A 12856-nucleotide genomic window follows, 5' to 3' on the forward strand; every position below is an offset into this window, starting at 1 on the left:
CTGCGGGAGGACGACCACGGGGCTGCGGAGGGGAGCGGCCGGCGTGTATGAGTTGCCCCCTCCCTCCGCAAGCCCTGCGCTCGGCCTCCTGAAGTCGCGATCTGCGGCGCCTGAACTACCGCGCTTAGAAGCAAAAGCCAAAGCAACGGCAACGGCAACGGCAACGGCAACGGCAACGGCAACGGCAACGGCAACGGCAACGGCAACGGCATCTTGGGCTTAAACTGTAGCTCCATTTCCAGAACGAATCTAATAGATGGGCATTGAAGGCCCGGTAGGCGGTAGCAATCTCCACGCCCCAGCATTACCCTCGCCCCACCCAATCGGCTCATCAGCAGGCACCCGCATGGCCTTCACCAGTGACTCCCTGACGATCTTCCTGGCCGTGCTGGAGGCCGGGTCTTTTTCCGCTGCAGCGCGCAAGCTAGGCCGGGTGCCATCCGCCATCAGCATGGCCATCGCGCAACTGGAGGCAGAACTGGACCTGCCGCTGTTCGACCGTACCACCCGCAAAGCCTTACCCACCAGCGCAGCGCTGGCGCTGGAGCCGCAGGCCAGGCAGGTGATCTGCCAGCTGAACCTGCTCGATGCTCAGGCCCTGCAACTGCATCAAGGGTTGGAAAAACGCCTGACCATCGCCATGGCACCCGAACTGCAAACAGGGCCCTGGAGCCAACCACTACACGCCTTGGCGCAGGCCTTTCCTGGCCTTGAAGTGGAGGTGCGCTCGGCCAGCCAGCGCGAGGCCATCCGCTTGCTGCATGACGGCACCGTGCAACTGGCACTGGTCTTCGAACGCCCAGGTATCGATGAGCGTGAGTCGTTTCTCGAAGCCGGCAGTCAGCTACTGGTGGCAGTCGCCTCCCCCCGTCACCCCGCCGGCATGCAGGGCGCCTTGCCCCTGCCCGAAGAGACCTTCGCCGAACAGCGGCAGATCATCGTCGCTTCCGGCAACCCCACCGGCTCCGACCCGCGCATGGTGCTGTCCCGGCGCATCTGGCTGACCGACAGCTACCTGGCCACACTGGAGCTGGTGCACTCAGGCCTTGGCTGGGCCTATCTGCCGCAGCCCCTGGTCGAGCCGCTCATCGCCTCGGGCGCGCTGGCTGAGGTGCGCTTTGACAACATGGCCAGTCGCCTGCGCCTGTGGGTGGACATCATCTGGATCAAGCCTCGACCCTTGGGCCTCGGCGCACGGCACTACCTGGACAGTGTCCGCAAGCTATTCGAAAAGGACCCGCCCCGGGCCTGAGCCAGGCCGCTCACTGCACCGGGGCGAGCAATCGGTACCCTACCCCTGCCTCGGTGGCGATGAAGCGCGGCGCCATCGGGTCGTCGCCAAGCTTCTGCCGCAGGTGCCCGACCACGATGCGCAAATAATGCGTGTCACCCACATGGGTTGGCCCCCAGATGTCCTTGAGCAGTTGCTGCTGAGTGATGACGCGCCCGGGATGGCTCGCAAGTTGCGCCAACAGAGCATATTCCTTGCGGGTCAAAGTCACATCGGCGTCTTCCAGGGTCACGCGTCGCAAGGCAAGATCGACGGTCAGCGGCCCGATGCTGACGCAGGCCGGCGCGCTGCCCGTCTGCGGCACCTGCCTGAGCAGCGCACGAACGCGTGCGAGAAACTCCTGAATGCCAAACGGCTTGGTCACATAATCATTGGCGCCGGCGTCCAGGGCGTCGACCTTCTGTACTTCGCTGGCGCGTACCGACAAGACCATCACCGGCACCGTGCTCCACTGGCGCAGTTCGCGCAGCACCTGCTGCCCGTCCATGTCCGGCAGGCCAAGGTCGAGGACCACCAGGTCAGGCTTACCCAAGGCAGCCTGCGCCAGCCCCTGGGTGCCGTTCTCCGCTTCAAGGACTTTATAGCCCTGGGAAGCCAGGCTGATGCGCAGGAATTTGCGGATCTGAGGCTCGTCATCGATGACCAGCAAGGTGGCGGTCTGGCTCATGGCATGTCGCTTCCGGTGTCCGGTTGGGTAGGCAGCGGCAAGCATAAGGTCATGCAGGTGCCAACACCATCGATGCCCTCGCCAACCCTAACCTGACCGCCATGCGCCCCGACCATGCCCTGGCAGATCGCCAAGCCCAGGCCCGTGCCCTGGCCACCGCGATCACCGCGTGCAGCGGTGTAGAACATGTCGAAGACCTTGTCCCGGTCCGCCAGGGCGATGCCAGGGCCTTCATCGCTGACGGCGATATGCAGCTGCTGGTCGTGCACCGCCACCTCGACACGCAGGCGCCCCTGAGCAGGCGAAAACCGTGCGGCGTTCTCAAGCACGTTGACCAGGGCCTGTTCGATCAACGCGGCATGCACGAACAGCAGTGGCAAGTTGGCCGGCACCTGGGTATCCAGGTTCAGGGGTGCCAGCACGGCCCGCAGTCGATGCAGCGCGCTGCCCACGATGTCGGCAGGCGCTACCCAGTCGCGGGCCAGTTTGAGACTGCCGTGCCCCAAGCGGGTCATGTCCAGCAGGTTCTGGATATAGCGGTCCAACCGCTCGGCTTCGTCGCGGGTGCCTTCAAGCAGCTCACGTCGGTCCGATTCGGCAATGGCCTCGCCCAACGCCAGCAAGCTGTCGATGCTGCCGCGCATGGACGTGAGCGGCGTGCGCAAGTCGTGGGATACGGAGGCCAGCAATGCACTGCGCAGCTGTTCGGTCTCGCCGTGCAGACGCGCCGCCTCCAACTGCTCGGACAGCTGTGCCCGGGCCAGGGCCTGGGCCACTGGCTGCGCCAAGCCACGCAGCAATCGCCGCTCGGGGCCACTGAGCGCATGGCCTGCGCACTGAGCCACGCCCATCAAGGCCAAAGGCTGGCTGTCCACGGTCAAGGGCCACCACCACCAACGCCCTTCGGGCAGTGTATCGCTGCCAAATCCGGCCGCCTGGTCGTGCTGCCAGGCCCACTGCGCCGCTGCGCGCTCGTTATCGGTAAAAGAACTGGGATCGCCGCTGGCTACGTGCAGTTGGCCATGCTCGTCGCGCTGCAGGATGCAGACCTGCAAGCCAAGCCGGCCATCGAGGTGCTGGTGCGCAGCCTCCAGCACCGCCTGACGGTCCGTGGCTCCGGTCAGGCGGCGAGACAGGTCCAGCAACTGGATGGTTTGCGCCTGGGTTTCACGCAGGGCCTGCAACTGACTGCGCTGGCGCGCGGCAAGGTTACCCGTGAGCGCGGCCATCAGCAGGAAAAACACCAGGGTCAGCACGTCCTCTTCGCGCTGGATACTCAGGGAAAAGTTGGGCGCAATGAACAGATAATCGTACGCCAGGAAGGACAGCATCGCACAAGCCAGGGCGGGCCCAAGGCTGGTGCGCACTGCCACCAGCAGCACCGCTGCCAGAAACACAAGGGAAATGTTGGGCAACGCCAGCACGCTGGTCACCGCCCAGGCCAGGCCCGCCGCCAGGACGGTCGCGGTCAGCGCCAACAGGTAATGTCGCCATGCCCACACATACCGGGCTGCGGGCTTGGGTGCCGAGCGCTGGACGTCGCGATCGAGCACATTGACCTCCAGACCATGACTGCCCCGCAGCAGCCGTGCAGCTACACCTGCGCCGAACAGGCGGCGGCGCCACCGGTCACGGGACTGCCCAACCAGTACCAGGCTGGCACGCCGCTCGCGGGCATGCTCGATCAGCGTACGGGCCACTTCCGCAGCGCGCAGCACGACCACCTCCCCACCCAGGCGCTCGGCCAGTTGCTGGGCGGCTTGTATTCGCTGACGCCCGTTCTCGTCGTGCAGGCGCCCGTTGTCCACGTGGACCAGGCTCCAGGGCAAGTGCCGACGCTGCGCCACGCGGCTGGCATGACGCACCAGGCGCTCGGCCTGGTCGTCGCCATCGACCCCGACCAGCAAGCGCCCGCGCAGCGCTGGCGCTGCAGTGCCGCCCTGGCGATAGCCCTGGGCGGCGTCGGCATCGACCTGGGCGGCAGCGGCCTGCATGGCCAGCTCGCGCAGCGCGCTGAGGTTGCGCTGGGAAAAGAATGCGTCGATGGCCGCCCGCGCTTGCTCAGGCACGTACACCTTGCCTTCGCGCAGCCGTTCGAGCAGGTCGCGTGGCGGCAGGTCCACCAGCAACAGATCGAACGCTTCGTGCACCACCCAGTCCGGCACCGTTTCACGCACCAAAACACCAGTGATGTCGCGCACTTTGTCGTTGAGGCTCTCCAGGTGCTGGACATTGACTGTGGTGTAGACGTCGATACCGGCGGCTAGCAGTTCCTGCACATCCTGCCAGCGCTTGGCGTGGCGGCTGCCCGGCGCGTTGCTGTGAGCCAGTTCGTCCACCAGCACAAGGCTGCCCGGGGTGCTGAGCACCCCATCCAGGTCCATTTCGTGCAGGGTCACGCCCCGGTAACGGGTGCGCAACAGCGGTTGCTGGGGCAGGCCCGCCAACAGGGCTTCGGTTTCGGCACGCCCGTGGGTTTCGACCACGCCTACCAGCACTTGGCGGCCCATGCGCTGCTGGGCATGGGCGTGGGTGAGCATGGCGAAGGTCTTGCCGACACCGGGCGCGGCGCCAAGAAACACCTTCAGCCGCCCTCGCCCCGGCTTTGGGAAATCTGCCAGCAGCGCATCGGCGCGGTCGGAATCACTCATGGGGTTTCCTTCACAGCAAGGGTCACAAGTCCTGGCCCGAACGGCTCATCCGTTCCAGCGCCTGATTCAGGGCCAGGACGTTGACCACCGCAGGGCCCACCAATGGGCGCAGCGTGGCGGCTTCGAGCAGACGCTGCAAGCGTTCGATGGGTAGATGTCGGGCGGCGGCTACCCGTGGCAACTGATAGGCCACGGCCAGCGGCGGCAGGTGTGGGTCCAGCCCACTGCCCGAGGTTGTGACCAGCGCCAGTGGGACCGGCCCCTGCCCTGGCTGGTGCAGCGCAGCCGCCTGTGCCTGAACACGCTGCATCAAGGCTGGGTTGCCAGGGGCAAGGTTGCTGGCGCTGCTGGCCACGGTCGCGAAATCACCTGCCGAGGGACGGGAATGAAACCAACCGTCACCCTCGAAGCGCTGGGCGATCAAGGCAGAGCCGCGCACGCGACCCTGCTCGTCTTGCACCAGGCTACCATTGGCCTGGTAGGGGAACGCCACCTGGGCAATACCGGTGACTGCCAGGGGGTACAGCGCACCTGTCAGGAAGGTCATCGACAGAACCAGGCTCAGAGCCGGGCGTAGGTATGCAGTCATGATGGCCTCCTCAGACCAGGTGCAAAGCGTTGAGCAACAGGTCGATGACCTTGATGCCGGCGAACGGTACGATGATGCCGCCCAGCCCGTAGATCAGCAGGTTGCGCCTGAGCAGCTGCGCAGCACTGGCAGCCTGTACCTGCACCCCACGCAAGGCCAACGGAATGAGCATGACGATAATCAGTGCGTTGAACACGATGGCCGAAAGGATCGCGCTCTGCGGGCTTGCCAGCTGCATGACGTTGAGCACCCCCAGCTGCGGATAAATCACCGCGAACAACGCTGGCAGGATGGCGAAATACTTGGCCACGTCGTTGGCGATGGAAAAGGTGGTCAACGCCCCACGGGTGATGAGCAGCGCCTTGCCAACCTGCACCACGTCCAACAGTTTGGTCGGGTCGCTGTCCAGGTCGACCATGTTGGCCGCCTCCCGTGCAGCCTGGGTGCCATCGTTCATGGCCATACCCACATCCGCCTGGGCCAGAGCTGGCGCGTCGTTGGCACCATCGCCGCACATGGCCACCAGACGGCCGTCTTGCTGCTCCTGGCGAATGCGCGCCAGTTTTTTCTCCGGTGTTGCCTCTGCCAACACATCATCCACGCCCGCTTCGGCCGCGATGGCGGCTGCCGTGAGCGGGTTGTCGCCAGTGACCATGACGGTCCTGATACCCAGCTTGCGCAGTTCGGCAAAGCGTTCGCGAATGCCAGGCTTGACCACATCCTTGAGGTGAATCACGCCCAGCAGACGCTTGTCGAGGCACACCAGCAACGGCGTACCGCCTGACTGGGCAATGCGCTCTACCTCTCGGGCAAGGGCTGTCGGCATGTCCGCGCGCTGCATCTCGACGAAGGCAAGGAGCGCATCGACGGCGCCTTTTCGATAACGACGTGGCCCCAGGTCGATACCAGACAGGCGTGTCTGGGCCGTGAAGGCTACCGGTTGGTAGTGCCCGGCCGCCGGTTCGACGAAATCATGAAGCTGGTGCAGGTATTCGACGATCGACTTGCCCTCTGCCGTGTCATCGGCCAGCGAAGCCAGCAAGGCCCCCTCACCCAGCTCACGGGCGGTCACACCGGGCGCGGCGTACAGTGCGCTGCAGCGGCGGTTACCGAAGGTGATGGTACCGGTCTTGTCCAGCATCAAGGTGTGCACGTCGCCTGCGGCTTCCACGGCGCGCCCTGAACGTGCGATGACGTTGAGGCGCACAAGGCGGTCCATGCCGGCGATGCCGATGGCAGAGAGCAAGCCGCCGATGGTGGTGGGAATGAGTGTGACGAGCAACGCGGCCAGAAAAATCAGCGGCAAGCTGCCCCCAGCGAAGTGAGCAAAGGGTTGCAGGGTCACCACCACAATCAGAAACACCAGGGTCAGGCCGATCAACAGCATGTCCAGGGCGATCTCGTTGGGCGTTTTCTGCCGGCGCGCGCCCTCGACCAGGGCGATCATACGGTCCAGGGTGGAGTCACCGGGGTTGCTGGCGATGCGGATCAGCAGCCAGTCCGACACCAGACGGGTATTACCGGTCACCGCCGAACGATCGCCGCCTGACTCCCGAATGACGGGCGCAGATTCCCCGGTGATGGCTGCCTCGTTGACGGCAGCGATACCTTCTATCACCTCGGCGTCGGCGGGGATCATCTCGCCAGCCTCCACCCGGACTACATCACCCTTGCGCAGGGATACGGCCGGCACGTTGTCGAAGCTGCCATCCGGATTGCGACGCCTGGCCGAGAGCCCCTGGCTGCCGGCTTTGAGGCTGTCGGCCCGGGCTTTACCCCGGCCTTCGGCCAAGGCCTCGGCGAAGTTGGCGAACAGCACGGTGAACCACAGCCAGGCTGCGATCTGCACCGCAACGCCTGGGGTGACGCCATTGGCCGGGGCCAGGCACAGCACGGTGGTCAGTAAGGCCGTAATGGCCACCACCAGCATGACCGGTGAGCGTTTGAGCTGACGTGGATCGAGCTTGAGCAACGCCTGCAGCAACGCCGGCCGCCACAGCGCGGCCAGCCGCGTCTGGGCTGCTGGGTCTGGTTGGGCCTTGATCTCTGGAATGGGCATGTTCATGGTCATCTCTCAATAGGCCTGGCTCAAATGGTCGGCAATTGGCCCCAAGGCCAAGGTCGGCAGGAAGGTCAGCCCGCCTACCAGCAGGATGGTCAGCAGCAGCAGGAGGGTGAACAGTGGCCCATGGGTGGGAAAGCTGTTGGGGCCTTGAGGTGCCTGTGGCTTGGCTGCCAGGCTCCCAGCCAGCGCCAGGACAGGCAGGATGTAACCGAAACGGCCGATCAGCATCGCCAGACCGATCATGAGGTTGTGAAACACCGTGTTGGCGCCAAAGCCTGCGAAGGCCGACCCGTTATTGGCGGCCCCGGAGGTATAGGCATAAAGCAACTGGCTGAAGCCATGGGCGCCAGGGTTGCTCACCGCTGCGGCCGGCCCTGGCAGGCTGGCAGCGACGGCGGCCAGTACCAGCACGCCGACCGGCATCACCAGCAACGTCGCCACCAACAGCTGTACCTCGCGGGCTTGAAGCTTCTTGCCCAGGTACTCCGGCGTGCGGCCGATCATCAGCCCGCACAGGAACACTGCGATCAGCACGAACAGCAACATGCCGTACAGGCCTGCCCCGACGCCGCCGAAGATGACTTCGCCGACCATCATGTTGACCATGGCCACCATGCCGGTCAGTGGGTTGAGGCTGTCGTGCATGGCATTGATCGAACCGTTGGAGGCTGCCGTGGTAGTGACTGTCCACAACACCGAACCCGTGGTACCGAAGCGACTTTCCTTGCCTTCCAAAGGGGCTGCCTGCTCCACCTCGCTGACGTGCAGCGCCGGGTTGGGCTGGTGTTCGGACCACAAAGCCGATGCGCCGCCGACCAGAAACAATGCAAGCATGCAGGCCACAATGGCGCGGCTCTGGCGCAGGTCTTTCACGTAATGGCCGAACATGAACACCAGCGCCACGGGAATCAGGATGATCGCCGACACCTCGAACAGGTTGCTCCACGCTGTCGGGTTTTCAAACGGATGCGCCGAGTTGACGCCGAAGAAGCCACCGCCGTTGGTACCCAGTTGCTTGATCGCAATCTGGCTGGCTGCCGGGCCGAGCGGGATCATCTGCTCGGCCCCTTGCAATGTCAGGGCATGGGCGTAGTCGCTGAAGGTCTGGGGCACGCCCTGCCACACCAACAGCAGCGCCAGTAGCAGGGACAGGGGTAACAGCCCATAAAGCGTGGCCCGGGTCATGTCCACCCAGAAATTGCCCAAGGCCGCACTGCTGCGACGGGCGATACCACGGCACAAGGCTACCAGCACGGCCAGGCCCGTGGCCGCACTGACGAAGTTCTGCACGGTCAGGCCGAGCATCTGGTTCAGGTAGCTGATGGAGGCCTCGCCACTGTAGGCCTGCCAGTTGGTGTTGGTCACGAAGCTGACCGCGGTGTTGAAGGCCAGCGACCACTCAAGGCCGGGTAAGCGCTGCGGATTCAATGGCAGAAGGCCTTGGGCCAACAGCGCGCCGAACAGCAGCAGGAACCCAACCAAATTGAAGATCAGAAGCGCCAGGGCATAGTGGCGCCAGCCCTGCTGCTGCGATGGGCAGACCCCGGCCACCCGATAACAGGCATTTTCGATTGGTCCCAGTAATGGCGTAAGCCAGGTGCGCCGGCCTTCCATGACATTGAAGTAGAACCTTCCCAGCCAAGGGGCCGGTAGCAGGACAATGGCGAAGAAGGCCAGCAGCAAGGCGATATCGTAGGCGTGCATTGGCGCCCCCTTAGCTGCGATCGGCGCGTAGTAGCGCCGTCAGCAGGTACACCGCCATGGCCACCGCGATCAGCAGTGACAACCCTTCGAGCAAGTTCATGAATCAATCCCCGTTGATGCGGCTGCGGCCGCTTTATGGGGATTTTCGGTCAGGCCAGCGTAAAGGCTCGAGATCGTGGGGGCAGGCCTGGCATAAAGAACACGTAAAGAAACCTGCTCGACCAGGCGGCAGGCCTAGGCAGTCGGGGTAGGCTGCACGTTGCGACTCCAGTCCAGCAGCAGGCTGTAGCCGATGGCCAATAACGTCGGGCCGATGAACAGGCCGATGAAGCCGAAGGCAATCAGGCCGCCGAACACGCCGAGCAACACGATCACCAGCGGTAAGTCGCCGCCACGGCTGATCAGGTAGGGCTTGAGCACGTTGTCCACGCCACTGATCACGAAGGTGCCCCAGATACCCATGAAGATCGCCATGCCGTAGTCACCCTTCCAGATCAGCCAGCCGGTCACCGGCAGCCAGGCCAGCGGTGGGCCCATGGGGATCAGGCTGAGCATGAAGGTGATCAAACCAAGCACGATGGCACCCGGCACGCCTGCGATGAGAAAGCCGATCAACGCGAGCAGGGCTTGCGCCGCCGCCGTACCGATCACGCCATTGACCACCCGTTGTACCGTGCCGGCTACCAGGTTCAGGTAATACTCGGCGCGCTCGCCGGTCAGCCGGTGCAGCAGCCGAAGCACGAACGCCGAGAGCCGCGGCCCGTCGCGGTAGAAGAAGAACACGAAGACCAGGCTCAGGGTGAGTTCCAGCACGCCACTGCCGATCTGCGCGCTGCGGGCCAGGAGCCAGTTGCCCACCTGCCCCAAGTAGGGTTTGACCGATGCCAGCAGCGCGGCGCCCTGCTGGTCCAGCGACGACCACCAGCTGGCCATGCGTTCGCCTACCAACGGGATGTCGACCAGCCACACAGGCGCATCCGGCAGGCCATCGACCTGCACATCACGCACGAACAAGGTCGCATCACGAATGTGGTCGGCCAGGTTGAAGCCCAGCCAGACCAAAGGCAGCGCCACGATGAGGATCCAGGCGCTGGTCAACAATCCGGCGGCAAGGGTTTCGCGCCCACCCAGCACACGGGTCAGGACACGCATCAAGGGCCAGCTGGCGAATGCGAGGATGGCGCCCCACAGCAGCGCCGAAATGAAGGGGGCCATGACCCACAGGCCGGCGCCAAGCAATGCCAGCAAAAGGATCTGGATCAGCAGGCGATCATTGTCAACCATGGTCTTGCCCGTCAACGGATCAGTTCGAGGTGCAGGCCATCGGTGGGCGAATCGCCGAGCTCCAGGCGCGCGCTGCGTACACCGGCCTTTATCAGTGCTTCACGCCAGGCCTCGGCCTGGGCGCCGCTCAGGGTGGCGCGCAAGGTGCTGTCCAGGTTGAGGCTGCGTGCAAGCAGGGTTGCCCAGGCCGGCTGCAGCTCGCTCAGATCAGGATAATCGAGCTTGCCGGTGTCACGCATTTCACGCAGCACGGTTGCAGCAGTAGGCAGCAGTTCACCCAATGGGCTGGCGGCGACGAACTCCTCCACATGCAGGTAGGCCCGGCGGTTACCACGGGTCACGCTGTAGAGTGCGACCAACGTATCGGCCTGCTCGGCAGAGCGGCGCAGCAGGATGAACGCCTGGCGCTCATCGCCACCATTGAGCCGAGCATTGGCAAAGACATCGTTGGCCCACAGGCTAGCCTCGCCACAGTCGCGGCCCTGGCACCAGAACAACGGGTACCCGCCGTCCTGCTGCAAGGCCTCGCGCGCGCGCGTGAAAGCCTCCCGCGCGGAGCGCTCAACCGGCAGCTCATAGGTGGTGGAACTGACCTGGCCACGGCTCTCTACTTTGTCCTCCACCCGCAGGCGGCCGCTGATCTTGCGCAGTGGCCCCAATGGATAGATGCGCTCCTGCTCCACAGCCGGGCGCTGATCGACAACCTTGGCGTCCACTGGCACTGGCAGGCTGCCGGCCCAGAGCGTGGTGCTGGCGAGCAGCGCGCTGACGGCCAACAGGCAACGCAAGGCGGCAGGCGCATTCATAGGCGGCCCACGCGGCGCTCGGCGTCAAGGTGAAGCATGTACATGTCTGGCAATTGCATGGTTGTCTCCCTGATCAACCCGCCAAGCCTCGACACTTGTCCGGTGCAAGTCAAGCAAAGCCAAAGAAGCGATTGAAACAGTCTGCTACAAGCGTTGCGCCCTGCTCATCGTTCAGGTGCAGGTGATGGCCACCGGGCAAGGTCACCTGTTCAAAGGGTAGCTGCTCAAGCAACCCCTCGCGACGCGCCAGCAAACCCTGCGCTGCCACCACCAGGCAGCCGGGGCACTTGACGTGCCGCACGTAGGCCATCGCCTGGGCTTGCGTCAGGCGCACCGGCGAGGGCAAGGTCAGGCGACTGTCGCTGCGCCAGCTGTAGCCCCCCGCCACGGGCATCAGCCCACGCTGGGCCAGCAGCTCGGCCGCTTCGCGGCTCACCGCGATCATGCCCTTCATGCGTGCCTCCACGCCTTGGTCCTGGGTGCTGTACACCGACTTGCGCTTGGTATCGAGGCGCATCTGTGCGCGCAGCGCCATCCCCAGCCGCTCGGCAGCATCCTGCTCCTCGCCGGTAGGCGGGATGAGGCCATCGATGAGCGCCAGGTGGCTGACACGCTCGGGCAATGCGGCGGCCAGTTGCACGCTGATGATGGCGCCAAGCGAATGCCCCAGCAGGGCGAAGCGCTCCCAGCCAAGTTGCTCGGCTGCGCGCACGATGTCGTAGGCGTAGTCGGCCAGCGCGTAGCCGGCACCCGGCGGACGATGTTGCGAATGGCCATGACCGGCCATGTCCAAGGCCACGATGCGCAGGCCCCGAAGGCGGGGCGCCAGGCGCGCGAAGCTGTTGGCGTTGTCCAGCCAGCCGTGCAATGCGATCACCGGCAGGCCGTCCTCGGGGCCGAACACGTGGCCGGCCAGCTCGATATGGCCAAGGTTCAAGCGTATGTCTTCGACCTGGATATTCATGCCTGACCCCACCGATCGAACAGGCCCTTGATCAGGCTGGCGGTATCTTTCGGGTGCTCAAGCGGGAACATGTGGCCACCCGGAACGCTGTGGTATTCCCCCTTCGGCATGCCCCGCACCGCCAAGGCATGATGACGACGCACCACGGTACTGGCCTGACCACGGACCATGGCCAGCGGCAGGTGCAACTGCTGGACAGGCGCAGGGCTCAGGTGGGGTACGTTGCGATAGATGCTGATTTCGGTAGCAGGATCGAAGCGCAGGCACAGCGCGTGCTGATGCTCGTGCAGGCCATGTTCGACGTAGGCATCCAGGCAGTCGGGGTCGAAGTGGCGGAACAGTGATCGGCTGGCGAAATAGGAGCGGGCACTGAGCCGATCTTCGAATTCGGCGCGCCGACCTAGCGTCCGGCCGGCCGGGGTAATGCGGTCGATCAAGCCCAGGTGCTTGGCAGCACGCAGCAGCCACTGGTCTGCGCGGGTCAGCACGGGCGAGTCGAGCATGACCACACCCCGGTAGAGCTCAGGTTGCCGCAGGGCGGCATGCAAATGCAGAACACCCCCTAGCGAATGTCCCACGCCCCATACTGGGCCTGGCTGCTGCTCAAGGTGGTACAACAGCTCGTCCACCAGGCTCTGCCAGTTGGCGTCTACCGGAAAGCGCGGATCATGGCCGTGCTGGGGCAAGCTCTGCACAGAGTAATCCGGCGCCAGGGCGGCGAACAACTTGCCGTAGGTTGCCGACGGAAACCCATTGGCATGGGCAAAGAATATCGGTTGCGGCATGGTGGGCTTCCGGGCGCAGAGAGTGGCCCATTGTGGTTGTCCACCAAGCC

Annotated in this window: 11 protein-coding genes; 1 reads left to right on the forward strand and 10 read right to left on the reverse strand. The window is 64.7% G+C overall.

What is annotated here, in order from left to right:
* The first annotated feature begins 346 nt into the window (after window positions 1-346).
* Window positions 347-1252, forward strand: a complete 906-nt coding sequence (locus ACK59L_RS09300) for a LysR family transcriptional regulator (protein WP_144965122.1) — start codon at window positions 347-349, stop codon at window positions 1250-1252.
* Window positions 1253-1262: 10 nt separating this feature from the next.
* Here the strand turns inward: ACK59L_RS09300 and ACK59L_RS09305 are convergent, their stop codons facing one another.
* From ACK59L_RS09305 to ACK59L_RS09350, 10 genes are all read right to left on the reverse strand, one after another.
* A complete protein-coding gene (locus ACK59L_RS09305) occupies window positions 1263-1958 on the reverse strand; it encodes a response regulator (RefSeq protein ID WP_409273170.1) in 696 nt (231 codons plus the stop codon).
* Window positions 1955-4609: a DUF4118 domain-containing protein gene (locus ACK59L_RS09310; protein ID WP_409273172.1), complete on the reverse strand. Its 2655-nt coding sequence runs from the start codon at window positions 4607-4609 to the stop codon at window positions 1955-1957. Before ACK59L_RS09310 ends, ACK59L_RS09305 begins: the two co-directional genes overlap by 4 nt.
* Before the next feature lie 22 nt (window positions 4610-4631).
* Window positions 4632-5198, reverse strand: coding sequence for a potassium-transporting ATPase subunit KdpC (gene kdpC, locus ACK59L_RS09315; protein WP_409273174.1), 567 nt, complete (start codon window positions 5196-5198; stop codon window positions 4632-4634).
* A gap of 10 nt (window positions 5199-5208) precedes the next feature.
* A complete protein-coding gene (kdpB, locus tag ACK59L_RS09320) occupies window positions 5209-7263 on the reverse strand; it encodes a potassium-transporting ATPase subunit KdpB (protein WP_409273176.1) in 2055 nt (684 codons plus the stop codon).
* A 9-nt stretch (window positions 7264-7272) separates the two neighbouring features.
* Window positions 7273-8967, reverse strand: a complete 1695-nt coding sequence (kdpA, locus tag ACK59L_RS09325) for a potassium-transporting ATPase subunit KdpA (protein ID WP_409273178.1) — start codon at window positions 8965-8967, stop codon at window positions 7273-7275.
* Between the two features lie 10 nt (window positions 8968-8977).
* Window positions 8978-9067, reverse strand: a complete 90-nt coding sequence (gene kdpF / locus ACK59L_RS09330) for a K(+)-transporting ATPase subunit F (RefSeq protein WP_058639621.1) — start codon at window positions 9065-9067, stop codon at window positions 8978-8980.
* A gap of 134 nt (window positions 9068-9201) precedes the next feature.
* Entirely contained in the window at window positions 9202-10251 is a 1050-nt protein-coding gene (locus ACK59L_RS09335; protein WP_196136683.1) for an AI-2E family transporter, read from the reverse strand.
* Between the two features lie 11 nt (window positions 10252-10262).
* Window positions 10263-11057 (reverse strand): DUF4892 domain-containing protein, encoded by a 795-nt coding sequence (locus ACK59L_RS09340; protein WP_409273181.1) that lies wholly within the window; start codon window positions 11055-11057, stop codon window positions 10263-10265.
* 109 nt (window positions 11058-11166) lie between these two features.
* Complete coding sequence (locus ACK59L_RS09345; RefSeq protein ID WP_409273183.1) at window positions 11167-12021, reverse strand: alpha/beta fold hydrolase; 855 nt, start codon at window positions 12019-12021, stop codon at window positions 11167-11169.
* Window positions 12018-12806 carry an alpha/beta fold hydrolase gene (locus tag ACK59L_RS09350; RefSeq protein WP_409273185.1) on the reverse strand — a complete coding sequence of 263 codons (789 nt, stop codon included), beginning with the start codon at window positions 12804-12806 and terminating at the stop codon, window positions 12018-12020. The genes ACK59L_RS09345 and ACK59L_RS09350 overlap by 4 nt, the downstream gene beginning before the upstream one ends.
* Window positions 12807-12856 lie beyond the last annotated feature (50 nt).

Source organism: Pseudomonas sp. KCJK9111 (genome assembly GCF_046231935.1).
Taxonomy (GTDB): Bacteria; Pseudomonadota; Gammaproteobacteria; order Pseudomonadales; family Pseudomonadaceae; genus Aquipseudomonas; species Aquipseudomonas parafulva_B.

What these genes read in the sequence shown, in the direction of transcription:
- ACK59L_RS09340 (WP_409273181.1), bottom strand. Translation starts at nt 11,057, where the DNA reads ATGAATGCGCCTGCCGCCTTGCGTTGCCTGTTGGCCGTCAGCGCGCTG.
- ACK59L_RS09350 (WP_409273185.1), bottom strand. Translation starts at nt 12,806, where the DNA reads ATGCCGCAACCGATATTCTTTGCCCATGCCAATGGGTTTCCGTCGGCA.
- ACK59L_RS09310 (WP_409273172.1), bottom strand. Translation starts at nt 4,609, where the DNA reads ATGAGTGATTCCGACCGCGCCGATGCGCTGCTGGCAGATTTCCCAAAG.
- ACK59L_RS09345 (WP_409273183.1), bottom strand. Translation starts at nt 12,021, where the DNA reads ATGAATATCCAGGTCGAAGACATACGCTTGAACCTTGGCCATATCGAG.
- kdpC (WP_409273174.1), bottom strand. Translation starts at nt 5,198, where the DNA reads ATGACTGCATACCTACGCCCGGCTCTGAGCCTGGTTCTGTCGATGACC.
- ACK59L_RS09335 (WP_196136683.1), bottom strand. Translation starts at nt 10,251, where the DNA reads ATGGTTGACAATGATCGCCTGCTGATCCAGATCCTTTTGCTGGCATTG.
- kdpB (WP_409273176.1), bottom strand. Translation starts at nt 7,263, where the DNA reads ATGAACATGCCCATTCCAGAGATCAAGGCCCAACCAGACCCAGCAGCC.
- ACK59L_RS09305 (WP_409273170.1), bottom strand. Translation starts at nt 1,958, where the DNA reads ATGAGCCAGACCGCCACCTTGCTGGTCATCGATGACGAGCCTCAGATC.
- kdpA (WP_409273178.1), bottom strand. Translation starts at nt 8,967, where the DNA reads ATGCACGCCTACGATATCGCCTTGCTGCTGGCCTTCTTCGCCATTGTC.
- kdpF (WP_058639621.1), bottom strand. Translation starts at nt 9,067, where the DNA reads ATGAACTTGCTCGAAGGGTTGTCACTGCTGATCGCGGTGGCCATGGCG.
- ACK59L_RS09300 (WP_144965122.1), top strand. Translation starts at nt 347, where the DNA reads ATGGCCTTCACCAGTGACTCCCTGACGATCTTCCTGGCCGTGCTGGAG.